Source organism: Micrococcus sp. NPDC078436 (assembly GCF_040702705.1).
Lineage (GTDB): Bacteria > Actinomycetota > Actinomycetes > Actinomycetales > Micrococcaceae > Micrococcus.
In genome coordinates this window covers 82431-108572 of record NZ_JBFBLX010000004.1, presented here as the reverse complement: position 1 = coordinate 108572, position 26142 = coordinate 82431, and the positions used below count along the sequence as shown (strand labels likewise).

The window sequence follows — 26142 nt, the reverse complement described above, 5'->3', positions numbered from 1 at the left end:
GCCGGGATCGGGGTGACTGAGACGAACGGTACCTGATACAGTCCGTCCTGTGAAGTCACTCACGCCTCCCCCCGTCCTCCGCGACGGTCGCAGCTCCCGGTGGGACCAGCACCGGCTGGACCGCCGCCGCGAGCTGCTCCGCGCCGCGCGGGCCGCGGTCCACGAGCTGGGGCCCGAGGCCTCCATGGAGGACATCGCCACGCACGCCGGCACCTCCAAGTCGGTCTACTACCGGTACTTCGGCGACCGCGCCGGCCTGCGCGTCGCCGTCGCCGAGCGGGTGACCGCCCACATGGAGCGGCGACTGCTCGAGGCGGCGGTCGACCACTCCGACGCCGCCGCCACCCTGCATCGGATGGTCGAGGTCTACCTCAGTGTGGCCGCCACGTCCCCGAACGTCTACGCCTTCGCCGTGTCCGCCCCGGACTCCTCCGGCGCCGCGGCGGGCGTCCTGGACGCCTTCTTCGACCGCGTCCACGCCCTCCTCGCGGAGGGGCTCGCCCAGCACCTCGGGGCGGACGGCGTCCCGCCCGTCGGCTCCCCCCTCGGCCTGTGGCCGCGCGCCGCCGTCGGACTGGTGCGGGCCACGGCCGAGACCTGGCTGCGCTCCCCCGAGGACGCGCGCCCCGACGCCGCCGAGCTGGCGGCCTCCATCACCGGCTGGCTGCTCCACGGCCTGCTCGGCGCCCCGACATCCCCCGTCCCGATCCACGCCCACGAAGGAGCGGTCCGATGACCACCACCCGCGACCACAGCCTCGACGCCGTCACCGACGTCCCCCCGTCCCCCACCGACCTGCCCCACGACGTCGCCGAGATCGCCCCCGAGCACCCGCGCCCGGGGTCCCTCGACTCGGCCGTGATCCAGGAGGCGCTCCTGGGCCGCTGGGCCGCGGAGCGCCGTGAGTCCCGCGAACTCGCCAAGGACCCGGCCCTGCACCGCGACCCGCTGCTGGGCATGGACGAGCACCGCCAGCGCGTGTTCGGCCAGCTCGGCATCCTCGTGGACAGCCGCGCCGTCCACCGCGCCTTCCCGGCCGAGTTCGGCGGCGACGACAACCACGGCGGCAACATCTCCGCGTTCGGCGACCTCGTGGTGGCCGACCCCTCGCTCCAGATCAAGGCCGGCGTGCAGTGGGGCCTCTTCAGCTCCGCGATCCTCCACCTCGGCACCGCCGATCACCACCGCCGGTGGCTGCCGGGCGCGATGGACCTGTCCATCCCCGGCGCCTTCGCCATGACGGAGATCGGCCACGGCTCCGACGTCGCCTCGATCGCCACCACGGCCACCTACGACGAGGCCACCCAGGAGTTCGTCATCCACACGCCGTTCAAGGGCGCGTGGAAGGACTACCTCGGCAACGCCGCCCTGCACGGCAAGGCCGCCACGGTCTTCGCCCAGCTCATCACCCAGGGCGTCAACCACGGCGTGCACTGCTTCTACGTGCCGATCCGCGACGAGTCCGGGGCGTTCCTGCCCGGCGTCGGCGGCGAGGACGACGGCCTCAAGGGCGGCCTCAACGGCATCGACAACGGCCGCCTGCACTTCACCCACGTCCGGGTGCCCCGCACGAACCTGCTGAACCGCTACGGCGACGTCGCCGAGGACGGCACCTACACCTCGCCGATCGACTCCCCCGGGCGCCGCTTCTTCACCATGCTCGGCACCCTCGTGCAGGGCCGCGTGTCCCTGTCCATCGCCGCGACGACGGCCTCCTTCCTCGGCCTGCACGGCGCCATCGCCTACGGCGAACAGCGCCGCCAGTTCAACGCCTCCAGCCCGGAGCGCGAGGAGGTGCTGCTGGACTACCAGAACCATCAGCGCCGCCTCATCGACCGCCTGGCCCGCGCCTACGCGGACGCGTTCTCCTCCAACGAGCTCGCCGTCAAGTTCGACGACGTGTTCTCGGGCCGCGCGGACACCGACGTGGACCGCCAGGAGCTGGAGACCCTCGCGGCCGCCGTCAAGCCCCTGACCACCTGGAACGCCCTGGACACCCTCCAGGAGGCCCGCGAGGCCTGCGGCGGCACCGGGTTCATGGCCAAGAACCGCGTCACCCAGCTGCGCGCCGACCTGGACGTCTACGTCACCTTCGAGGGCGACAACACCGTCCTGCTCCAGCTCGTCGGCAAGCGCCTCCTGACCGACTACTCCAAGGAGTTCGGCCGCCTCGAGGTCGGCGCCGTGTCCCGCTACGTGGTCCTCCAGGCCTCCGACGCCCTGCACCGCGCCGGCCTGCCCAAGGTGGTCCAGACCGTGGCGGACGCGGGCTCCGAGCGCCGCTCCGCGAACTGGTTCAAGGATCCCGCGGTCCAGCGGGAGCTGCTCGAGGACCGCGTGCGCGCCAAGACGGCGGACATCGCGGGCACCCTCTCGGGCGCCCGAGGCAAGGGCCAGCAGGCCCAGGCCGAGGCGTTCAACACGCGCCAGCACGAGCTGGTCGAGGCGGCGCGCAACCACGCCGAGCTCCTCCAGTGGGAGGCGTTCACCCGGGCCGTGGACGCGATCGAGGACGAGGCCACCGCCACCGTGCTCACCTGGCTGCGCGACCTCTTCGCGCTGCGCCTCATCGAGGACGACCTGGGCTGGTTCGTGGCCCATGGCCGCGTCTCCAGCCAGCGCGCCCGCGCCCTGCGCGGCTACGTCAACCGCCTGGCCGAGCGCCTGCGCCCCTTCGCGCTGGAGCTCGTGGAGGCCTACGGCCTCGAGCAGAAGCACCTGCGCATGGAGGTCGCCACCGACGTCGAAGCCGAGCGCCAGGAGGAGGCCCACCGCTACTTCGAGCAGCTGCGCGCCTCCGGCACCGCCCCCGAGGACGAGAAGGTCCTCCGGGAGCGCCAGCGCAAGGAGGCCAAGTCCAAGGCCTCCCGGCTGCGCCGGTCCTGACCCGCACCCGTCCGCGCCGGTCGCCCGGCGCGGACGGACCGAGGGCCCGGAGATCCCCCAGGGGGGTCTCCGGGCCCTCGGGCGTTCGGGGACGGCGGCGCGCTCCGCCTCGGCCGGGCGGCACAGCCCTGTCCGCGCCGTCGCGGAGCTGGCCGGCCTCAGTCGAGGACGGAGCGGTACACCTCGAGCGTGCGCTCGGCGATGGTGTCCCAGGAGAAGTGCTCGACCGCGCGCCTCCGGCCGGCCTCGCCCATGCGGCGGGCCTGCTCCGGGTCCTCCAGCACGCGCGTGAGGGCGGCGGCGAAGTCGCGTGCGAAGCCGTCCTCGTCCACGGGGGCGCCGGTGGCATCGTCCGCCTGCTCGAAGGACACGAGCGAGCCGGTGACGCCCTCCTCCACGACCTCCGGGATGCCGCCGACGGCCGAGGCCACCACCGCGGTGCCGCACGCCATGGCCTCCAGGTTGACGATGCCCAGGGGCTCGTAGACGGAGGGGCAGGCGAACACGGTGGCGGAGGTGAGGATCTCCATGACCTCGTGGCGCGGGATCATGCCCTCGATCACGACGACGCCCTCGCGCTGCCCGCGCAGCTGCGCGATGAGGCCGTTGACCTCCGACGCGAGCTCCGGGGTGTCCGGGGCGCCGACGCACAGCACGAGCTGGACCTCCGGGGGCAGCTGCAGAGCGGCGCGCAGCAGGTGCGGGACGCCCTTCTGGCGGGTGATGCGCCCGACGAACGCGACCGAGGGCTTGCGCGGGTCGATCCCGTACTTCTCGAGGGCGCCGGTGCCGGTCTGCGGGGTCCACACCTGGGTGTCGATCCCGTTGTGCACGGTGTGCACCTTGGCGGGGTCGACGTCCGGGTAGCAGGCCAGGATGTCCCGGCGCATGCCGTCCGAGACCGCGATGACGGCGTCGGCGCCGTGGTACGCGGTGGACTCGGCCCAGCTGGAGATCGCGTAGCCGCCGCCGAGCTGCTCGGCCTTCCACGGGCGCAGGGGCTCGAGGGAGTGGGCGGAGAGCACGTGCGGGACGCCGTGCATGAGCTTGCCGAGGTGTCCGGCCATGTTGGCGTACCACGTGTGGGAGTGGATCACGTCCGCGCCCTCGAAGGCGCCGACCATGGTGAGGTCGGTGGCCAGGGTCTGGACGGCGCCGTTCTCCGCCTCGAACCCCTGGGGATTCGGGTAGGAGTGCACGGCGGCGCCGTGGTAGTCCCGCTCGCGGGGCTCGCCGAACGCGTGGACGACGAGGTCGGCGCGGGACGCGAGCACACGCGTCAGCTCCGCGACGTGGACTCCGGCGCCGCCGTAGATGGACGGGGGGAACTCTTTGCTCACGATGTCGATGCGCACGCCTCCAACCTAGTCGAGCGCCCCTCGGGCCGGATAGCCTGACGGGACCGACAGAGGCCGGGCCCGAGCGGGCTCGGCGACGAGGCGCGTCCCCGGAATGAGGAGTGGTCCCCGATGGTGCAGAAGAAGGTCCTGTCCGTGGTGCTGGCGGGCGGCGAGGGCAAGCGTCTCATGCCCCTCACCGCCGACCGGGCCAAGCCGGCCGTCCCCTTCGGCGGCACGTACCGGCTGATCGACTTCGCGCTCTCCAACCTGGTGAACTCGCGCTACCGCGAGATCGTGGTGCTGACGCAGTACAAGTCGCACTCGCTGGACCGGCACATCTCCGAGACGTGGCGCATGTCCACCATGCTCAACAACTACGTGGCCACCGTCCCGGCGCAGCAGCGCCGCGGCAAGGACTGGTTCACGGGCTCGGCGAACGCCATCTACCAGTCCATGAACCTCATCGCGGACGCGCGCCCGGACATCGTCGTGGTGATCGGCGCGGACCACGTCTACCACATGGACTTCCAGCAGATGGTGGACCAGCACATCGCCTCCGGCGCGAAGGCCACCGTGGCGGCCGTGCGCCAGCCGCTGGACCTCGCGGACCAGTTCGGCGTCATCGAGACCGACCCGTCCTCCCCCGAGCGCATCAAGGCGTTCGTGGAGAAGCCCGCCACCACCCCGGGCCTGCCGGACGACCCGTCCCAGTTCCTGGCCTCCATGGGCAACTACGTGTTCGACACGGACGCCCTCGTGGAGGCGCTCAACGCGGACGACGCCAACCCGCACTCCAACAACGACATGGGCGGGGACATCGTCCCCTACTTCGTGGACCGCGGCGAGGCCGGCGTCTACGACTTCACCGCCAACGAGGTCCCCGGCGGCACCCCCGGCAAGCACTACTGGCGGGACGTGGGCACGCTGGACTCCTACTACGACGCGCACATGGACCTCGTGCAGCCGTGGCCGGAGTTCAACCTCTACAACCGCGAGTGGCCGCTGTACACGCGGCAGTCCGTCTCCCCGCCGGCGAAGCTGGTGCGCTCGGCCTCGCGCCGCCCCGGCAGCGCGAACGACTCGATCCTCTCGCAGGGCGTCGTCGTCTCGGGCGGCACGGTGGCCCAGTCCGTGCTGTCCACGGACGTCCGCGTCGCGAACGAGGCGTGGGTCGAGCAGTCCGTGCTCCTGGACTCCGTCGTCGTGGGGGAGGGCGCCCACGTCCGCAACGCCATCCTCGACAAGAACGTGGTGGTCCCGCCCGGCGCGCGCATCGGCTTCGACCGAGCGGAGGACGAGGCCAACGGCTATACCGTGACGGACTCGGGCCTGACCGTGCTCTCGAAGGGCCAGTCCGTGCCGGCGCCGCGCTGACCCGCACCGGTCCCCCGTCTCGCTCCCCCGCCCGCACCCACCCCACAGACCGGAGAACACCCGTGCCCGACGTCGTGCCCGCGCCCGACCTCGACCAGACCAACGTGACCCGTGCCGAGGCCTTCGAGCGCTCCCGGCTGCTCACCGTGAGCGCGTACGACGTCCACGTGGACCTCTCGGCCGCCCGCGACCTCGAGCAGGACACCTACCCGGTGGAGGCGCGGATCCGCTTCGCGTGCGCGGAGCCCGGCGCGAGCACGCACCTGGACTGGATCCACGCCGGGGTGGATGCGGTGGAGCTCAACGGCGCGGCCCTGGACCTCGCCGAGGTGGTCGGCGAGGCCCGCGTCCTGCTGCCCGGCCTGGCGGCCGAGAACGACGTGGTCCTGAAGGGCGCCTCGCGCTACTCGCGCTCGGGCGAGGGGCTGCACCGCTTCGCGGACCCGGCCGACGGCCAGGTGTACCTCTACACGCAGTACGAGCCCGCGGACGCGCGCCGCGTCTTCCCGGACTTCGAGCAGCCGGACCTCAAGGGCGCCTTCACCTTCGCCCTCACCGGCCCGGCCGACTGGGTGCTGGCCTCCAACCGGCCCGAGGCGTCGCGCACGGAGGCGGGCGACGGCGTCGTGCGCGTGGACTTCGAGCCCACGCTCGCCCAGTCCACCTACATCACGACGCTGCTGGCCGGCCCCTACGCGAGCTGGGAGGACCGCTGGGACGGCGATGCGGCCACCGGTGCCGCGCCCGTGCCGCTGCGCCTGTTCACGCGGCAGACGATGGCCGACGCGTTCGACCCGGAGGCCGTGTTCGCGGTGACGAAGCGCGGGCTGGACTTCTTCCACGGGCTCTTCGGCGTGCCCTACGAGTGGGGCAAGTACGACCAGGCGTTCGTGCCCGAGTACAACCTCGGAGCCATGGAGAACCCGGGGCTGGTGACCTTCACGGAGGACTTCGTGTTCACCTCGCGGGCCACCGCCGTGCAGTACGAGGGCAGGGCCACCGTGATCCTCCACGAGATGGCGCACATGTGGTTCGGCGACCTCGTGACGATGCGCTGGTGGGACGACTTGTGGCTCAAGGAGTCGTTCGCGGACTTCATGGGCTCGCTCGGCGCCGCGGAGGCCACGGAGTTCTCCGACGCGTGGGTCACCTTCGCCTCGCGCCGCAAGGCGTGGGCCTACGTGCAGGACCAGCTGCCCACCACGCACCCGATCGTCGCGGACATCGTGGACCTCGAGGCCGCGCGGCAGAACTTCGACGGCATCACGTACGCCAAGGGCGCCTCGGTGCTCAAGCAGCTCGTGGCGTTCGTCGGCCGGGACGCGTTCCTCGACGCCGCACGCCGCTACTTCCGCGCCCACGCGTGGGGCAACGCGGAGCTCGCCGACTTCATGGCGGCCCTCGAGGCCGCCTCGGGGCGGGACATGGGCGCGTGGGCGGACGCGTGGCTGCACACCTCGGGCGTGCCGCGCCTGCGGGTGGAGGCGGGGGACGACGGCGCCGTCCTCCTGCACCAGGAGGGCCGGGATCCCGTCACGGGCCGCCAGGTGCTGCGCCCCCACGTGGTGAAGGTGGGCGTGTTCACGCCCGACGAGGACGGTGTGCTCGCGCGCACCGGCCAGGCCACCGTCGACGTGCCGGGCGGCGCCGAGGGCGCCGCGGTGCCGCTGGCCGGGCTCGAGGTGCCGGAGGGCGTCCGGCTCGTGCTGCCCAACGACGAGGACCTCACGTACGCGGCCGTGGAGGTGGACGACGCCTCGCTCGAGGCGGTGCTCGCTCACCCGATCGCGGATCCGCTGGCCGAGGCCACCGTGTGGGCGGCCCTGTGGTCGATGACGCGCGACGGCGCGCTGCCCGTGGAGCGCTTCGTGACCGCGGTGGGGCAGCTCTCCGCCGGGATCGAGACCGTCGGCGTCCACACCCAGGTGCTCGCCCAGGCCGCCGCCGCGGTGTCCCAGTTCGCCCGGGCCGAGGACCGCGCCGCCCTGCGCTCGCGGCTCGGCACCGAGCTGGCCGAGCAGACCCGCACGCTCGAGGCCGGCTCCGACCGCCAGCGCACGGCGGCCCGCACGTGGGCGCTCGTGGCGCGCGCCGACGCGGCGCTGGCGGGCTCTCTGGCCGAGGCCCTGCTGGTCTCGCCCGGCACGGCGGCCCCCGGGCTCGCCGTGGACGCCGAGGTGCGCTGGCTCGTGCTCCAGGCCCTCGCCGCGACCGGCCAGGCCGATGCGGCCCGCCTGGACGCCGAGCTCGAGGCGAAGCGCACCGCGCAGACGGTCACGTGGCACCGCCTCGCCCTCGCCGCGCGCCCCGAGCCCGGCGTGAAGGCCGCAGCGTGGGAGGCCGTCATGGCCGGGCGCACCGCCGACGGCGTCGAGCTGTCCAACGACCTGCTCTCCGCCACGGCCGCCGGCTTCGCCGCGGGCTCCGTGGAGCTGCTCGCCGCCCACGAGGACGGGTTCTGGCCGCGGCTGGAGCAGGTGTGGGCGAGCCGGTCGAACGGGCTGGCCAGCCGCGCGATCGGCGGGCTGTTCCCGGGGCACCAGCACGCGGTGCCGGGCGGTGCCGAGGACCAGGGGCGCCACCCCACGCTCGCCGCTGCCCAGCGCTGGATCGACGGCCACCCGGACGCCCCGGGCGCCCTGCGCCGCGTCGTCGTGGAGCACACGGACGCGCTGCGCCGGTCCCTGCGGGTGCAGGCGGCCCAGCACGACCTCGAGGGGTAGGCGGGCTGCGCAGGGGTGAGCCGCCCGGTCACGGCACGCGGGCGGTCCACTCCGGCGTGGCGAACTTCGTGCGGGCCAGCTCCTCGGCCTCGGCGCGGGTCTCGGCGTCGAGGTCGACGCGCCGCGCCCCGTACCGCTCCTCGAAGGTGGCCATCATGGTCTCCCAGATCTCAACGCGGGGGACGCCGGTCTGACGGCGCAGCGGGTCCACCCGCTTCTTCGCCGAGGCGACGCCCTTGCCGCGCAGCTTCTCGCGGCCGATCCGCAGGACCTCGAGCATCTTGTCCGCGTCGATGTCGTAGCTCATGGTGACGTGGTGCAGGAGGCCGGACTCCCCCACGCGCTTCTGGGCGGCCCCGCCGATCTTTCCCTGGGGCGTGGCGATGTCGTTGAGCGGCTGGTAGAACGCCTCCACGCCGAGGCGGCCGAGCGCGTCCATGGTCCACTCGTCGAGGAACGGGTAGGTCTCGGCGGTCTCGAGGCCGTCCACGAGGGACTGCGGCACGTGCAGCGAGTACGTGACGCAGTTGTCCGCCTCCATGAACATCGCGCCGCCGCCGGAGATCCGCCGCACCACGTTGATCGCGTGCCGCTCCACGCCCTCCGGGTCGACCTCGTTGGCGAGCGACTGGAAGGCCCCGATCACGACGGCGGGCTCATTCCACTGCCACAGCCGCATGGTCGGGTTCCGCCGTCCCTCGGCCACCTGGCGGGTGAGGACCTCGTCGAGGGCGACCGTCAGCGCGATCGGCAGCGGCTCCGGCGGGATGATCTCCCACTGGTGGTCCTCCCACGTGGTCGACTTGCCGAGGGCGCGGCGCACCGCGGAGGCGATCGCGAAGGCGTCGACGCCGAACAGCTCGGCCTCGGGCCGCAGGCCCTGCTCCACCGCCGCCCGGATGGCGCGGTGCTCCACGTCGGCCGAGAGCCCGGCCACGGCCGCGTTGAGGTCCTCGAGCGCCTCGTCGGGCTCGAGGAAGAAGTCGCCGTTGATGCTGGCCGTGGCGATGCGGCCGTCGTGGAGGGTGAGGTCTGCGGCCACCAGCTTGCCGCCGATCACCTTGTACTCCCCGTGGTGGGCGCTGTCCTGGTTCGTGGTCATGCCGCCAGCCTAGGATCTCGCCGGGGCACGGGCCAGGGGCGTTCGCGCCGGGCGGGAGCCGGGGACGCGAGGGGCCCCGCTCCTCCGGCGTGGTGCCGGAGGCGCGGGGCCCGTCGTCGTGGTGCGAGGTGAGAGCGGCTCAGGCCGCTGCGATCACTTCTTGCCGCCGAAGCCCTTGAAGCGGGCGTTGAAGCGCTCCACGCGGCCGGCGGTGTCCATGATGCGCTGCTTGCCCGTGTAGAACGGGTGCGAGGCGGCCGAGATCTCGACGTCGATCACCGGGTAGGTGTTGCCGTCCTCCCACTCCGCGGTCTTCTCGGAGTTCGCGGTGGTGCGGGTGAGGATCTTCTCACCGGAGGCGAGGTCGTTGAAGATGACGTAGCGGTACTCGGGGTGGATCGCGGTCTTCATGGGGAGCATCCTTCGTTTCTGCCGCCTGATTGGGACCAGGGGCGCGAGAGGTGTGGTCGATGGGGTCCGCCGGTCGGCGGGCCAGCGGCCCACTCTACCGCATGCCCCGTCGCGCCTCCCCGCGGATCGCGCGGCCCGCGCGTCGCGCCCGGCCCTCACCGCGCGCGCAGCTCCCACAGTGCGACGGCGGCCGCCGCGGCCACGTTCAGCGAGTCCACGCCCGCCGGCATGGGGATCACGACGTCGGCGTCGGTCTGGGCGAGCGTCTCCTCGCGGACGCCGGGGCCCTCCTGGCCCAGCACGAGGGCCAGCCGCTCGGCGCCCCGGATCCCCTCGAGCTCCGGGCTGTCCAGGCCCACGGCCCGCTCGGTCACCTCGAGTGCGGCGACCGCGAACCCCGCCTCCTTCAGCACGGGCACCGCGGACGCCACGGGGCCGTCCAGCCGCGCCCAGGGCAGCTGGAACACCGTCCCCATGCTCACGCGGATCGCCCGCCGGTAGAGCGGGTCGGCGGCCTGCGGGGTCAGCAGCAGCGCGTCCCATCCCAGGGCCACCGCCGAGCGCACCACCGCGCCCAGGTTCGTGTGGTCCACGAGGTCCTCGGCGATGAGGACGCGCCGCGCGCCCGCGAGCACCTCGCCCACGGAGCGCGGGGCCGGCCGGTCCATCGCCGCCAGCGCGCCGCGGTGCAGGTGGAAGCCGGTGAGCTCCGTGAGGACCTCGTCCGGGCCGGTGAAGACCGGCACGTCCGGGTGGGCGGCGAGGGCGTCCGCGAACGTCTCGCGGTACCGGTCCCCCAGCAGGAACGAGCGCGGCGTGTGCCCGGCGGCCAGCGCCCGCCGCACCACGGAGGAGGACTCCGCCAGGAACACCCCGTGCTCGGCGTCCACGCGGCGGCGCAGGGCGGCGTCGGTCATGGTCGTGTACGCGGCCAGGCGGGGGTCGGCGAGGTCGGCCGGGGTCAGCCGCACCTCCCGGCCGGCCGCGCCCGGAAGCCGGGTGTGCTCAGCCACCGTTCACCAGGCGCAGGATCATGCTCGTCAGTCCGGCCAGGCCCACCACCACGATCACCCCGCGCAGCAGCGTCGGGGAGATGCGCCGCCCGATCCTGGCCCCCACGGACCCGCCCACCAGGGAGGACGCCGCGATGAGCAGCACGGCCGTCCAGTCGATGCGGTCGAAGGCGAACAGCAGGTAGGAGACGGCGGCGATGAGGTTCACCGAGAGGGAGAGCCACGTCTTGATGCCGTTCGCGTGCACGAGCGTGCCGCCGCAGAGGAACACGCCGAGGATGCCCATGAGCAGCACGCCCTGCGCGGCCACGAAGTACCCGCCGTACACACCGGCCAGGAAGACGAGGATCCACAGCGCGGGGCCGACGGGCCGGCTCGGCACGGCGGGGGCCTCGGCGACCTCGCCGCCCGCCCGCGCGGCGGCCCGCCGGCGCACCCACGCCTGCAGGCGGGGCTGGAGGATCACGAAGGCGAGGGCCACCACGATGAGGATCGGCGCCGCGTACCCGAACACCTCGGGCGGCAGGTGGATCAGCAGGGATGCCCCGAGGATGCCGCCCAGCAGGGAGGCCACGGTCAGCACGGGCAGCACGGCCCGCGACTCCGCGAGCTCGCGGCGGTACCCGAACACGCCCGAGAACCCGGCCGCCACGAGGCCCATGGCGTTGGAGATCTGCGCCGTGACGGGCGGGTACCCCACGGCCACGAGCACGGGGAAGGTCACCAGGGTGCCCGAGCCGATCACGGAGTTGATGGTGCCGGCCCAGAACCCGGCCAGCAGCACGAGCAGCACCTGCCACAGGTCCATCCCGAGGACCTGGGCGGCGAGCAACTCGCTCACGCGCCGACGGCCGAGTAGCGCCCGTCCGTCGAGGTGACGGTGAGCGCGAGGCCGAACGCGGTGGAGAGGTGCTCGTCCGTGAGGACCTCCGCGACGGGGCCGGCGGCCACCACGCCGCCCTCGCGCAGCAGCAGGGCGTGGGTGAAGCCCGGAGGGACCTCCTCCACATGGTGTGTCACGAGAACGGTGGCCGGCGCCGCCTCGTCCTCCGCGAGCTCGGTGAGCTGGCGGACGAGCTCCTCGCGCCCGGCCAGGTCCAGCCCCGCGGCGGGCTCGTCCAGGAGCAGCAGCTCGGGGTCGGTCATGAGCGCGCGGGCGATCAGCACCCGCTTGCGCTCGCCGTCCGAGAGGGAGCCGAAGGGCCGGTGCGCCAGGCGGGAGAGCCCCCACGCGGACACGAGCCCGAGGGCCCGCATGCGGTCCTGCGTCTCGTAGCTCTCGCGCCACGTGCCGGTCACGCCGTACGCGGCGGTCACCACGGCGTCCTGCACGAGCTCCGCGCGCGGCACCTGGGCCGCCAGCTGGGCGGAGGAGAGCCCGATGCGCGGGCGCAGCTCGAACACGTCGACGGCGCCCAGCACCTCGTCGAGGATCGCGACGTCGCCGGCGGTGGGGTGCAGGCGGGCCGCGGCGATCTGCAGCAGGGTCGACTTGCCCGCGCCGTTGGGGCCCATCACGACCCAGCGCTCGCCCGCCCGGACGGTCCAGTCCACGTCGGCGACGATGTCCCGGCCGCCACGGTGCACGCGCACGCCGCGCAGCTGGAGCACGGCGTCCTCGTCCGGGGTGAAGATGTCCTCGAGGTGTTGGGGCGTGGTCATGGCCTCCACCATAGTGGGGCCGGGCGTTCACACGCGGGGCGCGCTGCGTCCGCGCCCCTAGATTGAGGCCCATGAGCTCCGTGCGCCGCCTCGTCCTGACCGCCTCGCCCGCCGACGCCCATGGTCCCGCGGGCACGCCGGAGGGCGTGCCGGAGGGCGCCGAGCGCGTCGCCGCGGACGGCCTCGTGGGCTGGCGGTTCCTGAGCGACGCGTGGGCCGCGGCTCCCGATCCGGGTCCCGGATGGGCCGCGCTGACGCTGCCCGAGGACGCGACGGCGAACCCGCACCCGCTCGTGGTGACCGACGTCGACTCCACGCTGATCCAGCAGGAGGTCATCGAGCTGCTCGCGGCGCACGCCGGGCGCGAGGCGGAGGTCGCCGAGGTCACGGAGCGGGCCATGCGCGGCGAGCTCGACTTCGCCCAGTCCCTCCACGCGCGCGTCGAGGCGCTCGCGGGCCTGCCCGTGGGCGTGGTCGAGGAGGTCGTGGACGCCGTGCGCCCCACGGACGGCGCGCTCGAGCTGATCGCCGCCGTGCACGCGGCCGGGGGTCGGGTCTGCGCCGTCTCGGGCGGGTTCACCTCGGTGCTCGCCCCGCTCGCGGCCGCGTGGGGCCTGCACGCCTACTGCGCGAACGAGCTCGAGGCCGCGGACGGGCGCCTCACGGGGCGCGTCGTCGGGACCGTCGTGGACCGCGCCGCCAAGGCGGCCATGCTGCGCGCGTGGGCGGCCGACGCGGGCGTCGCGGAGACCGCCGTCGTGGCGGTGGGCGACGGCGCCAACGACATCGACCTGCTGACGGCCGCGGGGTGCGGGGTGGCCCTGTGCGCCAAGCCGGCGCTGCGCGAGCACGCCGACGTGGTGCTCGACGTGCCCTCGCTCACCCCGCTGCGCTGGCTGCTCGGGCTCTGAGCCCGAGCAGCCGGCGGCTCAGCCCCGGTGGCGGGCCAGGAAGTCGCGGGCGCCGCCCACGAGCTCGGTGTGGCCCACCTCGAGGTCGGTGCGCCCCACCAGGGCGGCCACCTCGGACGCGAACTCCTCCACCGTGTACAGCTTCCCGGCCGCCTCACGGCGCGCCTCGATGGCGCCCGGCTCCGCGCGGTTGAGCAGCGTGGCGGTGATGGTTCCCTCGATCATGTCGCCCGAGACCACCGCGAAGCCCACGCCCTTCTCCGCGAACGCGGGGATGCGCTCGCGCAGCGCGAGCTCTCCGGCGCACTTGGAGCGGGCCACGGGCTCGTAGGACTCCATGGTGTCCACCTCGTCGATGAAGTGCGCCTGGTGCGAGGTGACGAACACGATCTGCCCGCCCTCCCCCATCCGCTCGAGGGCGGCGTCCGCGAGGGCGGCCTGCGCGTCCCGGTTGAGCGTCATGGCGTAGTCCTCGCCGAACTGGGACTCCATGCCGCCGGAGGCGTTGAGCACGAGCACGTCCAGCGAGCCGAACGCCTCGACGGCGGCGTCGAGCAGGGCGGCGCGGTCCTCGGCCTTCGTGACGTCGCCGCCCACGGCCACGGCGCGGCCTCCGGCCTCCTCGATGGCGGCGACCACCTTGTTCGCGCGCGGGGCCTTCTGGCGGTAGTTCACCACGACGCCGGCGCCGCGGGCCGCCAGCAGCCGCGCGGTCTCCGCGCCGATGCCGCGGGAGGAGCCGGTGACGACGACGCCGCGTCCGGTGAGGTCTGTCTCAGTCATGCTCGGGGCCTTTCTGCCTGGGGTGGGAAGGGTGAGGGGGCGGGTCAGTGGCCCATGCCGAGGCCGCCGTCCACGGGGATGACGGCGCCCGAGATGTAGGAGGCCTCCTCCGAGGCGAGCCACCGGACGACGCCGGCGACCTCGTCCGGGTCGGCGAAGCGGCCCGCGGGGATGGACTTCTTGTACTGGGCCTTGAGGTCCTCGTCCAGCGAACGCGTCATCTCCGTGTCGATGTAGCCGGGGGCCACCACGTTCGCCGTCACGCCCCGCGCGCCGAGCTCGCGGGTGATGGAGCGCGCCATGCCCACGAGGCCGGACTTGGAGGCGGCGTAGTTGACCTGGCCCGGGGAGCCGAGCAGGCCCACCACGGAGGAGACCAGCACGATCCGGCCGCGCTTGAGGCGCATCATGCCCTTCGTGGCGCGCTGCACCACGCGGAACGAGCCGGTGAGGTTCGTGTCCACTACCGAGGCGAAGTCCTCCTCGGACATGCGCAGCAGCAGCTGGTCGTTCGTGATGCCGGCGTTCGCCACGAGCACCTCGACCGGGCCGTGGGCCTCCTCGACCTGCCGGAACGCCGCGTCCACGGACGAGGCGTCCGTCACGTCGGCCCGCACCGGCAGGACGCCCTCGGGGCCCTCGCCCGAGCGGGACGTGATGGCCACGCGGTCGCCGTTCGCGGCGAACGCCTGCGCGATGGCCAGGCCGATCCCGCGGTTGCCGCCGGTGACGAGGACGCTGCGCCCGCCGGGGGCGGCCGGCTCGGCTGCGGAGGGACGGGACTGCTCGGCCATGGGGACCACCTTCTGTGCGGGGGCGACTAGGATCGTTCACCTAGGACATCGACCGGCGGTCGGCTCTGAGAGCCGTCCGAGGCGGACGCGAAGCGCCCGCCCGCCGCCGTGAACCACCACTCTACGTGTGCCGTCGTGCCGGGACCCGCCCCCGGACGTCGTGCAGGAGGTGACGCCATGACCACCCGCCCGGTCCAGGGGGTCACCACCGCCGCGCCGGCCCGCAGCGAGGACCGCTCGCACCGCATGCGCGTCTACCTCCTCCAGATGGGCGTCCGCACGCTGTGCTTCGTGGCCGCCCTCTTCACGCACGGCTGGCTCCAGCTCGCGCTCATCCTGGGCGCCGTGGCCCTGCCCTACATCGCGGTGGTCTCCGTGAACAACGCCGGCCCCGAGCGCTCCGGCACGCTGCGCCGCGTGGACTCGGGCGCCGCCGCCCTCCCCGTCCCCGAGGAGTCCGGCCCCGCGGCGCCGCAGCCCGTGGTCCTGACGGGCGACGTCGTGGCGGACCCCGTCCTCGACCGGCGCCGGGCCCTGCCCGGGCCGCGGACCGGTGGGGAGGCGGGCGCATGAGCACCGCGGGCCCGCTCGGCGGCATGGACCTGCTCGGAGCCCTCGCCGCGGGGTCCTCCCCCGCGCCGGGCTCCGTTCCGGGCGCCACGCCCGGGCCCGTCGGGGGACCCGCCGGCGTGGCCGCCGGGCCCGGCGATCCGCACCCGTGCTCGCGCCGCGGCTGCCGCGCCGACGCGGTGTGGGCGCTCGAGTGGAACAACCCCCGCGTGCACGCTCCCGAGCGGACCAAGACGTGGCTCGCCTGCCGCGAGCATCGCGCCCACCTCGGGGACTTCCTCGAGGCGCGCGGCTTCCTGCGCCGCGTCCGGCCCCTCGTGGCCCCCGACCACCCCGACCACCCCGACGATGAGGTCCCCGCATGAGCACCGCCACCGGCCCCCGCGTCGGCTCCCGCCGTCCCCCCGGGGACACGGCCACGGAGCGCCTGCCCCGCCTGCGGTTCGGCTTCCTCGCCACGGGGCCCTGGATCCTCGGCCTCCTCGTGTGCGTCCTCTTCGCGTTCGCGTGCCACTACCTCGCGCAGTGGCAGTGGGACCGGCGTGTGCAGAAGATGCACGAGGTCAACCGCGTGCTGGAGAACTACGACGACGACGCCGTGCCGTTCGCCGAGGCCGAGCGGATGTTCACGGACTTCGACGCCGAGGACGAGTGGACGCCCGTGACCCTGAGCGGGGAGTACCTCGTGGAGGAGACGCTGATCGCCCGCAACCGCCCCCGCGCCGGCCGCCCCGGCTACGAGGTGCTGGTGCCGTTCCGCACGGACGAGGGCGTCGTCGTCGTGGTGGACCGCGGCTGGCTGCCCGTGGGCGACACCCCTGGACGGCCCGACGTGGTGCCGGCGCCGCCGGAGGGCGAGGTGTCCGCCGTCGTGCGCGTCAAGCCCGGCGAGCCCACCCTGGACCGCGACGCCCCCGAGGGGCAGGTCGCCTCGATCGACCTGCCGGAGATCGGCCGGGTCGTCGGCGAGCCCGTGGCGGACACCGCGTACGGGATCATGGTGAGCGAGGACCCGGCCGCGGAGACCGCGCCGCAGAGGCTCGTGGAGCCCACGCTCGACGAGGGCCCGCACCTCTCCTACGCCATCCAGTGGTACCTCTTCGCGGCCATGGGCTTCGGCGTGTGGGGCTACTCGGCGTGGATGCGCGCCCGCAACGACCGCGCGGACGCCCTCGAGGACGCCGTCGACGACGGCACGTTCGCCGCCCGCCGCCCGCCGCGCCCCCAGCCCGTGCGGCGCCGCCGGGACGGACGGCTCACGGACGAGCAGGCCGAGGACGCGCTGTTCGACTGAGCGGCCCCGGCCGGCCGCTCAGGCCAGGGTGATGAGGTCCAGGTAGTCGTCGTTCCAGAGGTCCTCGACGCCGTCCGGCAGCAGCACCACGCGCTCCGGGGCGAGCGCCTGGACGGCACCCTCGTCGTGGGTCACGAGCACCACGGCGCCCTCGTACCGGCGCAGCGCGTTGAGGATCTCCTCGCGGCTGGCGGGGTCGAGGTTGTTGGTGGGCTCGTCGAGCAGCAGGACGTTGGCGGAGGACGCCACGAGCGTGGCCAGGGCCAGGCGGGTCTTCTCGCCGCCGGAGAGCACCCGCGCGGGCTTGTCCACGTCGTCGCCCTGGAAGAGGAACGAGCCCAGCAGCGTGCGCGCCTGGGTGTCCCCCAGCTGCGGCGCGGCGTGGCGCATGTTGTCGAGCACCGAGGCGTCCTGGTCGAGGGTGTCGTGCTCCTGGGCGAAGTAGCCGAGCTTGAGGCCGTGCCCGGCCTCCACGCCGCCCGTGTCCGGGGTCTCGGCACCGGCCAGCATGCGCAGCAGCGTGGTCTTGCCCGCGCCGTTGTAGCCCAGGATCACCACGCGGGAGCCGCGGTCGATCGCCAGGTCCACGCCCGTGAAGATCTCGAGCGATCCGTAGGACTTGGAGAGGTTCTCCGCGCGCAGCGGCGTCTTGCCCGAGGGCTGCGGCGAGGGGAAGCGGATGGCGGCCACGCGGTCCTGCGCGCGCTCGCCCTCGACGTCCCGCATGAGGCGCTCGGCGCGCTTGATCATGTTCTGCGCGGCCACGGCCTTCGTGGCCTTGGCCCGCATCTTCTCCGCCTGGGAGATCAGCGCGGAGGCCTTCTTCTCCGCGTTGGCGAACTCCCGGCGGCGGCGGGACTCGTCCTGCTGGCGCTGGGCCAGGTAGTTCTTCCAGGACATGTTGTAGACGTCGATCACCTGGCGGTTGGCGTCGAGGTAGAGGACCTTGTTCACGGTCATCTCCATGAGCTCCACATCATGGCTGATCATCAGCAGGCCGCCGGAGTACGTCTTGAGGTATTCGCGCAGCCACACGATCGAGTCGTGGTCCAGGTGGTTGGTGGGCTCGTCGAGGAGCATGATGTCCGCGTCCGAGAAGAGGATGCGGGCGAGCTCCACGCGGCGGCGCTGGCCGCCGGAGAGCGTGTGCAGCGGCTGGTCCAGGACGCGGTCCGGCAGGCCCAGGTTCGAGGTGATCCGGGCGGCCTCGGACTCGGCCGCGTACCCGCCGCGGGCGGCGAACTCCGCTTCGAGCCGCGAGTACCGGTTCATGGCCCTCTCGCGCTCGGCGTCGTCGTCCGCCGCCATCCCCTCCTCCGCGGCGCGCATGCGGCGGATGGTCTGGTCCAGGTCCCGGGCGGAGAGGATCCGGTCGCGGCCGGACTGGTCCATGTCCTCCACCTTGGGGTCCTGCGGGAGGTAGCCGATCCGACCCGAGCGGGTGACGGTCCCCCCGGCGGGCTGTCCGCCGCCGGCGAGCACCTTCGTGAGGGTGGTCTTGCCGGCGCCGTTGCGCCCCACCAGGCCCACCTTGTCCCCCTTGTCCACGCGGAAGTTCACCTCGTCCATGAGCAGGCGGGCGCCGACGCGCAGTTCGAGATCCGTGACGGTGAGCATGAGGGGGTGGAGCTCCTGGGGGTGTGGGGGCGGCCGCAGCGGACCGGTCGAGGGCGCGCGAAGGGCCGAGGGGCCCGGGGCCGCGCCGCCCCAGTCTAGTCCGTCTAGACTCAGGCCTCATGACCTTCAACTCCAACGTGCAGCTCGACGCGGGCCGCGCCTCCGGCGGCGGCGGGGGCCTCGGCCGGGGCGCCGCGATCGGCGGCGGCGGCGGCCTGCTGGCGCTGCTCCTGGCCATCTTCGCGCCCGGGCTGGCCGACCAGCTCGGCATCGACACCGGCTCGGCCACCTCCGGCCAGGGCCAGTACCAGCAGCAGACCACGGGGGGCACGGACCAGCCGGTCTCCCCGTCGGAGTGCAGCACCGGCGACGACGCGAACCGCAACGTGGACTGCCGCGTGATCGCCACCACCGAGGCCGCCGACCAGTTCTGGGGCGGGTACCTCGGCCGGTACTCCAACATCGACTGGCGCGAACCGAAGCTCACCCTGTTCTCCGGCCAGGTGAACACCGGCTGCGGCGCCGCGTCCTCGGACACCGGCCCGTTCTACTGCCCCTCCGACGAGTCCATGTACTTCGACACGTCCTTCTTCGGCACCCTCCAGCGCGACTTCGGCGCCGAGGGCGGCCCCCTGGCCGAGGAGTACATCGTCGCGCACGAGTACGGCCACCACGTGCAGAACGTGGTCGGCTACCTGGAGTACTCGCGGGACGGCACGACGGGCGCCACCTCGGGCTCGGTGAAGGCCGAGCTCCAGGCCGACTGCTTCGCCGGCATGTGGGCCGGCCACGGCACGGTGACCACGGACCCGGAGTCCGGGGAGCCGTTCCTGCAGCCCATCTCGGACGCGCAGCTGCGCCAGGCGATCGACGCCGCGGCCTCCGTGGGCGACGATCACATCCAGGAGCAGGCCCGCGGCCGCGTCGACCCGCACAGCTTCACGCACGGCACCTCGGAGCAGCGCATGGGCTGGTTCATGCGCGGCTACCAGAACGGCCGCCAGGCCGAGCCGGACATCCAGCAGTGCAACACGTTCACCGCGAGCACGCTGGACATCTGAGGGCGCTCCCGCGGTCTCCCCGGAACGACGTCGGGCCCCCACCTCCGCGCGGAGGTGGTGGCCCGACGTCGTTCCGGGACCGGGGCCGGGTCAGATGTTGAAGCCGAGGGCCCGCATCTGGTCCTTGCCGTCCTCGGTGATCCGCTCGGGACCCCACGGCGGCATCCAGACCCAGTTCAGGCGCCACTCGTCCACCATGGTGCCGATGGCGCGCGAGACCTGGTCCTCGATCTCCTCGGTGAGGGGGCACGCGGCGGTGGTCAGGGTCATGTCCACGAGCAGCGCGCCGTCCTCGGCGTAGTGCAGGCCGTAGAGCAGGCCCAGGTCCACCACGTTCACCCCGAGCTCGGGGTCGATGACGTCCTTGAGGGCCTCACGGACGTCCTCCGTGGGCGTCTGCGCGGCGGCCTCGGTCATGCCGAGACCTCTGCGGCCTGCTCGAAGCGGGCGTAGCCCTCGGCCTCGAGCTGCGCGGCGAGCTCGGGGCCGCCCGACTCGGCGATGCGGCCGGCCACCATCACGTGCACGTGCTGGGGCTTGATGTAGTTCAGGATGCGCGTGTAGTGGGTGATGAGCAGCGTGCCCATCTCGTTCGCCTCGGCGGCGCGGTTCACGCCCTCCGAGACGATGCGCAGGGCGTCCACGTCGAGGCCGGAGTCGGTCTCGTCGAGGATCGCGAACTTCGGCTTGAAGAGCTCGAGCTGCATGATCTCGGCGCGCTTCTTCTCGCCGCCCGAGAAGCCCTCGTTGACGTTGCGGTTCATGAACGCGGGGTCCATCTGGAGGGCCTCGAAGGCGCCCTTGACGTCCTTGGTCCACGTGCGCAGCGAGGGCGCCTCCCCGTCCAGCGCGGTCTTGGCGGTGCGCAGGAAGTTGGTCATGGTCACGCCCGGGATCTCCACGGGGTACTGCATGGCCAGGAAGAGACCCGCCTGCGCGCGCTCGTCCACGCCCATCTCCAGGACGTCCTCGCCGTCCAGGGTGATGGACCCGGAGGTCACCTCGTAGCGGGGGTGGCCGGCGATGGTGGAGGCCAGGGTGGACTTGCCGGAGCCGTTGGGGCCCATGATGGCGTGCGTCTCGCCCGTGTTCAGGGTGAGGTTCAGGCCCTTGAGGATCTCCTTGGGGCCGTTGTCGGTCTCGATCTGCACGTGCAGGTCGGTGATCTGCAGGGTTGCCATGTGCGGTTCTCCTTGGAAGAAAAAGGTGGGGTGAGCGGGAGGTGGGCTCAGAGCGCGGCGATGCGCAGCTCATCCTCCATGACGGTGGTGAGCTCGTCCTCGACGTCGGCGATGCCGATCTTCTGGATGATCTCGTTGAGGAAGCCGCGCACGATCAGGCGGCGCGCCTCCGACTCCGGGATGCCGCGGGCCATGAGGTAGAACAGCTGGGTCTCGTCGAACCGTCCGGTGGCGGACGCATGGCCCGCCCCCTCGATGACGCCGGTCTCGATCTCGAGGTTCGGCACCGAGTCGGCGCGGGCGCCGTCGGTGAGCAGCAGGTTCTGGTTCTTCTCGTACGTGTCCGTGCCCTCGGCCTCCTTGCGGATCAGCACGTCGCCCACCCACACGGTGCGCGCGTCGGCGCCCTGCAGCGCGCCCTTGTAGAGCACGTCCGAGACACAGTTCGGCTGGTTGTGGTCCACGAACAGGCGGCTCTCGAGGTGCTGGCCGGCGTCGGCGAAGTAGAGGCCGTAGAGGCGGGCCTCGCCGCGCTCGGCGGAGAAGCGCGCGGTCGGGGTGAGGCGCACCAGCGAGCCGCCGTGGGAGACGGTCACGTGCGTGAGGTGCGCGCCCGTGGCCACGGAGGCCTGCTGCGCCGACACGTGCACGGCGCCCTCGTCCCACGCCTGCAGGGAGACTGCGTTGAGGCGGGCGTCCCGGCGCACGTCGAACTCGACGTTCTGGGCCAGCACGGCGGAGCCGCGGTGGCGGATCACGACGTCGGCCTGGGCGTTCTCCTCGACGATGACCGTCAGGTGCGCGGCGGCGGCCTGGGGGCCTGCGCCGGTCACCTCGATCCGGATCGGCTCGGCGACCTCGGCTCCCGCCGCGACCGTCACGACGACGGCCTCGGAGGTCGAGGCCCACGCCGCGGCGGAGACGCGGTCGTCCGGCGTCAGCACGGAGCCGACGCGCGCGTCCTCGCGAGAGACGGTCTCCACGGAGACGCCCTCGTGCTCGGACACGGTCACGGTCGGTGCCGCGCCGGTGAGCCGCGCGTCGTCGCCGCCGGGCAGGTGCAGCCCGCCCAGGCGCTTGAGCGGGGTGAACCGCCAGTCCTCCTCGCGCCCGGTGAGCACCGGGAAGTCGGCGAGCTCGTACGAGCTCACGCGGTCCGCGCGGGAGCCGCCGGTGCGGCGCGGCTGCGCCGCGGCCTTCGGGGCCTCCTGGGTGACGGCGAGCTTCTCGCCCTCCTCCCCCATGCCCGGAATGAGATTGCGCTCGGTCACATCCATGGTCTCGGCCACTCAGCCCACCGACCCTTCCATCTGCAGTTCGATCAGCTTGTTCAGCTCGAGGGCGTACTCCATCGGCAGCTCGCGCGCGATCGGCTCGATGAAGCCGCGCACGATCATCGCCATGGCCTCGCTCTCGGAGAGGCCGCGGCTCTGGAGGTAGAAGAGCTGCTCCTCCGAGACGCGGGACACCGTGGCCTCGTGGCCGAGGGTCACGTCGTCCTCGCGGATGTCGATGTACGGGTAGGTGTCCGAGCGGGAGACCGTGTCCACGAGCAGCGCGTCGCACACCACCGAGTTCGCGGCGCCCTTGGCGCCCTCGTCCACCTGCACGAGCCCGCGGTAGGCGGCCCGGCCGCCGTTGCGGGCGATCGACTTCGAGACGATCGAGCTGGAGGTGTTGGGGGCCATGTGCACCATCTTCGAGCCCGTGTCCTGGTGCTGGTCGGCGCCGGCGAAGGCCACGGAGAGCGTCTCGCCGGTGGCGTGCTCACCCGTGAGGTACACCGCGGGGTACTTCATGGTGACCTTCGAGCCGATGTTGCCGTCGACCCACTCCATCGTGCCGCCGGCCTCGACCACGGCACGCTTGGTCACCAGGTTGTACACGTTGGTGGACCAGTTCTGGATGGTGGTGTAGCGCACGCGGGCGTTCTTCTTCACCACGATCTCCACCACGGCGGAGTGCAGGGAGTCCGACTTGTACATCGGGGCGGTGCAGCCCTCGATGTAGTGCACGTAGGAGTCCTCGTCCGCGATGATCAGCGTGCGCTCGAACTGGCCCATGTTCTCCGTGTTGATGCGGAAGTAGGCCTGCAGCGGGATGTCCACGTGCACGCCCTTGGGCACGTACACGAAGGAGCCGCCGGACCACACGGACGTGTTCAGGGAGGCGAACTTGTTGTCGCCCACCGGGATTACGGTGCCGAAGTACTCCTCGAACACCTCCGGGTGCTCCTTGAGGGCCGTGTCGGTGTCGAGGAACAGCACGCCCTGGGCCTCGAGGTCCTCGCGGATCTGGTGGTAGACGACCTCGGACTCGTACTGGGCGGCGACGCCCGCCACGAGGCGGTCGCGCTCCGCCTCGGGGATGCCGAGGCGCTCGTACGTGTTGCGGATGTCCTCGGGCAGGTCCTCCCAGGACTTCGCCTGGCCCTCGGTGGAGCGCACGAAGTACTTGATGTTGTCGAAGTCGATGCCGGTGAGGTCCGGGCCCCACGCGGGCATCGGCTTGCGCTCGAAGTACTTCAGGCCCTTGAGGCGCAGGTCGAGCATCCACTGCGGCTCGGACTTCTTGGCGGAGATGTCGCGCACGACGTCCTCGTTCAGGCCGCGCACGGCCTTCTCGCCGGCCGCGTCGGAGTCGGCCCAGCCGTACTGGTAGGCGCCGATGGCGTTCAACTCGGGGTTCTTCTCGAGGATCTCGGCGATCACGCCGGGATCGGCGGTCTCCGTGGTCTCCCGCTGGACGATCTGGTCTGTCATCTCAGCCTCTCTCGTTGCGGTGTTCGGGGTGGTCGGACGGTCGGGTGGTCTTCTCGGGGCCGGCGGGCGGCCTCACGTGCGGCCCAGGGGCACGTGCGTGGTGCACACGTGCCCGCCGGTGGCGAGGGTGGAGAGCCGGCGCACGTCGACGCCGAGCAGGCGCGCGAACAGGGCGGCCTCCTCCTCGCAGAACTCCGGGTAGCGGGCCGGCAGGCCCTGCAGGGGGCAGTGGCCCTGGCACACCTGGTCGGCCCGCAGGGTGGGGGCCAGCCCCTCGCCCAGGTGGCGCAGCGTGCCGGCGAATCCGGCGGCGTCGAGCACCCTGGCGAGCACGGCGGTCCGCTCCTCCAGCGGCAGGTCCACGCCGGCGACGGCGGCGTCGAACCTCCGCTCGACGTCGCGGAAGGCCCCGCGCGCGAGGCGGCGGACCTCGCCCTCGCCGCCGAGCTCCGCGAGGCGGTCGATCGCGTCGACGGCGACCGAGAGGTGGTCGTCGCCGAGACGGCGCTGGGCGTGCTGCGTCACCACGTACCGGCGGGAGGGGCGGCCCGCTCCGCGGGCGGCGCTGACGAGCTTCACGGCCACGAGGGACTCCTCCTCGAGGGCGTCGAGGTGGCGGCGCACGGCCGCGGCGGTGAGCTCCAGCTCACGGCCGATCTCGGCTGCGCTCACCGGCCCGCGCGTGAGGACCAGCTGCAGGACGCGCTCGCGCGTGCCCTCGGCGGGTGCCGGGGCGGGCGCGGCGTCATGCGCGGGGACGGGCAGTTCGGAATACACCAGTCCATGATGACGTAATGATCTGGAACCGTTCAAGTGAGGGGGCCCTTTGTCCGCTCTCGGCACCGGTGTCGCGCGTCACCCGGGACGCCCCGCCCGCGGCACCGGGCACCGCCGGCCCGCCCGACTAGACTGGACCGGTGCCCCCCACCTCCCCCGACGACGCCCACACCGACGCACCCGTGCCGGCGCTGAGCCTGCGGGACGCCCACCGGAGCCTGGGCCGCGGGCGCGCCCGCACGCCCGTGCTGCGCGGGGTGGACCTCACCGCCCGCGCCGGGGCCGTGACCGTCCTGCTCGGCCCCAACGGCGCGGGCAAGTCCACGACGCTGGGCCTGTGCCACGGCACGGACCGTCCGGACGCCGGCACGGTCCGCGTCTTCGGGCGCGACCCCTGGCGCGCCTCCGCGGACCTGCGCGCCCGCATCGGCGTCATGTGGCAGGAGGGCGGGCTGCCGCCCTCGGTGACGGCGCGCCGGTTCGTCACGCACGTGGCCTCGCTCTACCGCTGCCCCGAGGACCCGGAGGCGCTGCTCGAGCGCCTGCTGATCGCGAAGGTCGCCGGCCGCTCCCTGCGCCGCCTCTCCGGCGGCCAGCGCCAGCGCGTCGCGCTCGCCGCGGCCCTCGTCGGCCGCCCGGACATGCTCTTCCTGGACGAGCCGACGGCCGGGCTGGACCCGGAGACGCGCCCCGTCGTCCACGAAGTCATCCGCGAGCAGACCGCGCGCGGCGCCGCGGTGCTGCTGACCACCCACCTGCTCGACGACGCCGAGCGCCTCGCCGACGACGTGGCGATCCTCCGGGCCGGACGCGTGGTGCGCGCCGGCTCCCTCGCCGAGCTGACCCGCGTGGAGGCCGGCGACGTCGTGGACGTGGAGTTCGCGCAGGCGCGGCCCGCCGACGTGCGCGCGTGGTCCGCGGCCCTGCGCGCCCCCTTCACCGCCCGCCCGCTGCCCGACTCCCCCAGCGTCCGGGTCACGGGCGTGCGCACCCCCGCCGACCTCGAGGCCCTCGCCGGCACGTGGCGGGCCCACGGCCTGCTGCCCACGCGCTGGGACCGGGCGAGCCTGCGCCTCGAGCACATCCTCCAGGAGAGCGCCGCATGAGCACCCCCACCGCCGCCCCCCACGCCGGAGCCGCCCCCCTGGGCTCCCGCGTGGCGCGCCAGGCCGCCTACGAGACCGGCACGGCCCTGCGCAACGGCGAGCAGCTGATGGTCACCCTGATCCTGCCGCTGCTCGCGCTGATCGGCGTGCACGCCACCGGTCTGCTGGACGCGCCCTCCCGCTCCGGCCTGGACGTGGCCGTCCCCGGCGTCCTCGCGCTGGCCGTCATCAGCTCGGCCTTCACGGCGACCGCGATCTCCACGGGCTTCGAGCGCCGCTACGACGTGCTCGCCGCGCTCGCCACGACGCCGCTCGGCACGCTCGGGCTGGTCGCCGGCAAGGCCGCGTCCGTCGCCGTCCTGCTCGTGGTCCAGACCGCGGTGATCGGCGGCGTCGGCCTCGCGCTGGGCTGGCGGCCGGACCCGGCGGGGATCCTGCCCGCCGCCGTCGCCCTCGTGCTGGGCGCGGCGGCGTTCACCGCCCTCGGCCTGCTCCTGGCGGGCACGGCGCGCCCCGAGGCGACCCTCGCCGCCGCCAACCTGCTGTGGGTGCTGTTCGGCGCGGTCGGCGGCACCGTGTTCCCGCCGCGGTGGGGCTGGCTCGAGCTCCTGCCCTCGGGCGCCCTCGGCGCGGCCCTGCGCGGCGCCCTGCTCGACGGCGCGTGGGAGCCGCTGCCCCTCGTCGTCCTCGTGGCGTGGACCGCAGCGGCCGTGCTGGCCGCCCTGCGCTGGTTCCGCTGGCGCCCCTGACGGCCCGGCACCGCCCACCCTGCTCC

25 protein-coding genes are annotated in these 26142 nt (G+C 73.4%); 11 read left to right on the top strand and 14 right to left on the bottom strand.

Features of this window, described 5'->3' with window-relative positions; genetic code table 11:
• Positions 1–49: 49 nt before the first annotated feature.
• Both AB0302_RS03985 and AB0302_RS03980 read left to right on the top strand, forming a co-directional pair.
• Entirely contained in the window at positions 50–736 is a 687-nt protein-coding gene (locus AB0302_RS03985; protein ID WP_248115520.1) for a TetR/AcrR family transcriptional regulator, read from the top strand.
• Positions 733–2886 carry an acyl-CoA dehydrogenase gene (locus AB0302_RS03980; RefSeq protein WP_298710917.1) on the top strand — a complete coding sequence of 718 codons (2154 nt, stop codon included), beginning with the start codon at positions 733–735 and terminating at the stop codon, positions 2884–2886. The genes AB0302_RS03985 and AB0302_RS03980 overlap by 4 nt, the downstream gene beginning before the upstream one ends.
• Before the next feature lie 158 nt (positions 2887–3044).
• Here AB0302_RS03980 and glgA read toward each other — a convergent pair whose 3' ends face one another.
• Positions 3045–4241, bottom strand: a complete 1197-nt coding sequence (glgA, locus tag AB0302_RS03975) for a glycogen synthase (protein WP_366370585.1) — start codon at positions 4239–4241, stop codon at positions 3045–3047.
• 114 nt (positions 4242–4355) lie between these two features.
• On the opposite strand from glgA, the gene glgC reads away from it, so the two are divergent.
• A complete protein-coding gene (gene glgC / locus AB0302_RS03970) occupies positions 4356–5600 on the top strand; it encodes a glucose-1-phosphate adenylyltransferase (RefSeq protein ID WP_248115517.1) in 1245 nt (414 codons plus the stop codon).
• Between the two features lie 62 nt (positions 5601–5662).
• Positions 5663–8323, top strand: a complete 2661-nt coding sequence (gene pepN / locus AB0302_RS03965; RefSeq protein ID WP_366370584.1) for an aminopeptidase N — start codon at positions 5663–5665, stop codon at positions 8321–8323.
• A gap of 28 nt (positions 8324–8351) precedes the next feature.
• Here the strand turns inward: pepN and AB0302_RS03960 are convergent, their stop codons facing one another.
• From AB0302_RS03960 to AB0302_RS03940, 5 genes are all read right to left on the bottom strand, one after another.
• Entirely contained in the window at positions 8352–9425 is a 1074-nt protein-coding gene (locus tag AB0302_RS03960; RefSeq protein WP_366370583.1) for a biotin/lipoate A/B protein ligase family protein, read from the bottom strand.
• A gap of 153 nt (positions 9426–9578) precedes the next feature.
• Complete coding sequence (locus AB0302_RS03955) at positions 9579–9836, bottom strand: type B 50S ribosomal protein L31 (RefSeq protein WP_248117064.1); 258 nt, start codon at positions 9834–9836, stop codon at positions 9579–9581.
• A gap of 155 nt (positions 9837–9991) precedes the next feature.
• A complete protein-coding gene (locus AB0302_RS03950) occupies positions 9992–10753 on the bottom strand; it encodes an RNA methyltransferase (protein WP_248117091.1) in 762 nt (253 codons plus the stop codon).
• Positions 10754–10841: 88 nt separating this feature from the next.
• The gene (locus AB0302_RS03945) at positions 10842–11690 is read right to left on the bottom strand and encodes a sulfite exporter TauE/SafE family protein (protein ID WP_248117061.1); all 849 of its coding nucleotides are present in this window, start codon (positions 11688–11690) and stop codon (positions 10842–10844) included.
• On the bottom strand, positions 11687–12511 hold the full coding sequence (locus AB0302_RS03940) for an ABC transporter ATP-binding protein (protein WP_298710911.1): 825 nt from the start codon (positions 12509–12511) through the stop codon (positions 11687–11689). Before AB0302_RS03940 ends, AB0302_RS03945 begins: the two co-directional genes overlap by 4 nt.
• A 71-nt stretch (positions 12512–12582) precedes the next feature.
• Between AB0302_RS03940 and serB the strand changes: the two genes are divergently transcribed.
• Positions 12583–13422 (top strand): phosphoserine phosphatase SerB, encoded by an 840-nt coding sequence (gene serB / locus AB0302_RS03935; RefSeq protein ID WP_366370582.1) that lies wholly within the window; start codon positions 12583–12585, stop codon positions 13420–13422.
• An 18-nt stretch (positions 13423–13440) separates the two neighbouring features.
• Here serB and AB0302_RS03930 read toward each other — a convergent pair whose 3' ends face one another.
• Together AB0302_RS03930 and AB0302_RS03925 are read right to left on the bottom strand one after the other, a co-directional pair.
• On the bottom strand, positions 13441–14205 hold the full coding sequence (locus AB0302_RS03930; RefSeq protein WP_366370581.1) for an SDR family oxidoreductase: 765 nt from the start codon (positions 14203–14205) through the stop codon (positions 13441–13443).
• A 44-nt stretch (positions 14206–14249) separates the two neighbouring features.
• A complete protein-coding gene (locus AB0302_RS03925; protein ID WP_366370579.1) occupies positions 14250–14999 on the bottom strand; it encodes a beta-ketoacyl-ACP reductase in 750 nt (249 codons plus the stop codon).
• Between the two features lie 177 nt (positions 15000–15176).
• On the opposite strand from AB0302_RS03925, the gene AB0302_RS03920 reads away from it, so the two are divergent.
• The 3 genes from AB0302_RS03920 to AB0302_RS03910 are packed head-to-tail and all read left to right on the top strand — an operon-like array spanning position 15177 to position 16863.
• Positions 15177–15572: a DUF3099 domain-containing protein gene (locus tag AB0302_RS03920; protein ID WP_298710897.1), complete on the top strand. Its 396-nt coding sequence runs from the start codon at positions 15177–15179 to the stop codon at positions 15570–15572.
• The gene (locus AB0302_RS03915) at positions 15569–15934 is read left to right on the top strand and encodes a hypothetical protein (protein ID WP_366370578.1); all 366 of its coding nucleotides are present in this window, start codon (positions 15569–15571) and stop codon (positions 15932–15934) included. The genes AB0302_RS03920 and AB0302_RS03915 overlap by 4 nt, the downstream gene beginning before the upstream one ends.
• Positions 15931–16863, top strand: a complete 933-nt coding sequence (locus tag AB0302_RS03910; protein WP_319074324.1) for an SURF1 family protein — start codon at positions 15931–15933, stop codon at positions 16861–16863. The genes AB0302_RS03915 and AB0302_RS03910 overlap by 4 nt, the downstream gene beginning before the upstream one ends.
• Positions 16864–16881: 18 nt before the next feature.
• Here AB0302_RS03910 and AB0302_RS03905 read toward each other — a convergent pair whose 3' ends face one another.
• A complete protein-coding gene (locus AB0302_RS03905; RefSeq protein ID WP_248117045.1) occupies positions 16882–18480 on the bottom strand; it encodes an ABC-F family ATP-binding cassette domain-containing protein in 1599 nt (532 codons plus the stop codon).
• 119 nt (positions 18481–18599) lie between these two features.
• On the opposite strand from AB0302_RS03905, the gene AB0302_RS03900 reads away from it, so the two are divergent.
• Positions 18600–19541: a neutral zinc metallopeptidase gene (locus tag AB0302_RS03900; protein WP_248117043.1), complete on the top strand. Its 942-nt coding sequence runs from the start codon at positions 18600–18602 to the stop codon at positions 19539–19541.
• A gap of 90 nt (positions 19542–19631) precedes the next feature.
• Here AB0302_RS03900 and AB0302_RS03895 read toward each other — a convergent pair whose 3' ends face one another.
• From AB0302_RS03895 to AB0302_RS03875, 5 genes are all read right to left on the bottom strand, one after another.
• Positions 19632–19958, bottom strand: coding sequence for a metal-sulfur cluster assembly factor (locus AB0302_RS03895; RefSeq protein ID WP_248117041.1), 327 nt, complete (start codon positions 19956–19958; stop codon positions 19632–19634).
• Positions 19955–20722, bottom strand: a complete 768-nt coding sequence (gene sufC / locus AB0302_RS03890) for a Fe-S cluster assembly ATPase SufC (protein WP_248117039.1) — start codon at positions 20720–20722, stop codon at positions 19955–19957. Before sufC ends, AB0302_RS03895 begins: the two co-directional genes overlap by 4 nt.
• 47 nt (positions 20723–20769) lie before the next feature.
• A complete protein-coding gene (gene sufD, locus AB0302_RS03885; RefSeq protein WP_366370577.1) occupies positions 20770–22011 on the bottom strand; it encodes a Fe-S cluster assembly protein SufD in 1242 nt (413 codons plus the stop codon).
• Entirely contained in the window at positions 22012–23484 is a 1473-nt protein-coding gene (sufB, locus tag AB0302_RS03880) for a Fe-S cluster assembly protein SufB (protein WP_248117034.1), read from the bottom strand. It lies immediately after the preceding gene.
• A gap of 72 nt (positions 23485–23556) precedes the next feature.
• Complete coding sequence (locus AB0302_RS03875) at positions 23557–24261, bottom strand: helix-turn-helix domain-containing protein (protein WP_298986132.1); 705 nt, start codon at positions 24259–24261, stop codon at positions 23557–23559.
• 140 nt (positions 24262–24401) lie between these two features.
• Between AB0302_RS03875 and AB0302_RS03870 the strand changes: the two genes are divergently transcribed.
• Together AB0302_RS03870 and AB0302_RS03865 are read left to right on the top strand one after the other, a co-directional pair.
• Positions 24402–25367: an ABC transporter ATP-binding protein gene (locus AB0302_RS03870; RefSeq protein WP_366370576.1), complete on the top strand. Its 966-nt coding sequence runs from the start codon at positions 24402–24404 to the stop codon at positions 25365–25367.
• On the top strand, positions 25364–26116 hold the full coding sequence (locus AB0302_RS03865) for an ABC transporter permease (protein ID WP_366370575.1): 753 nt from the start codon (positions 25364–25366) through the stop codon (positions 26114–26116). The genes AB0302_RS03870 and AB0302_RS03865 overlap by 4 nt, the downstream gene beginning before the upstream one ends.
• The last annotated feature ends 26 nt before the right edge of the window (positions 26117–26142 follow it).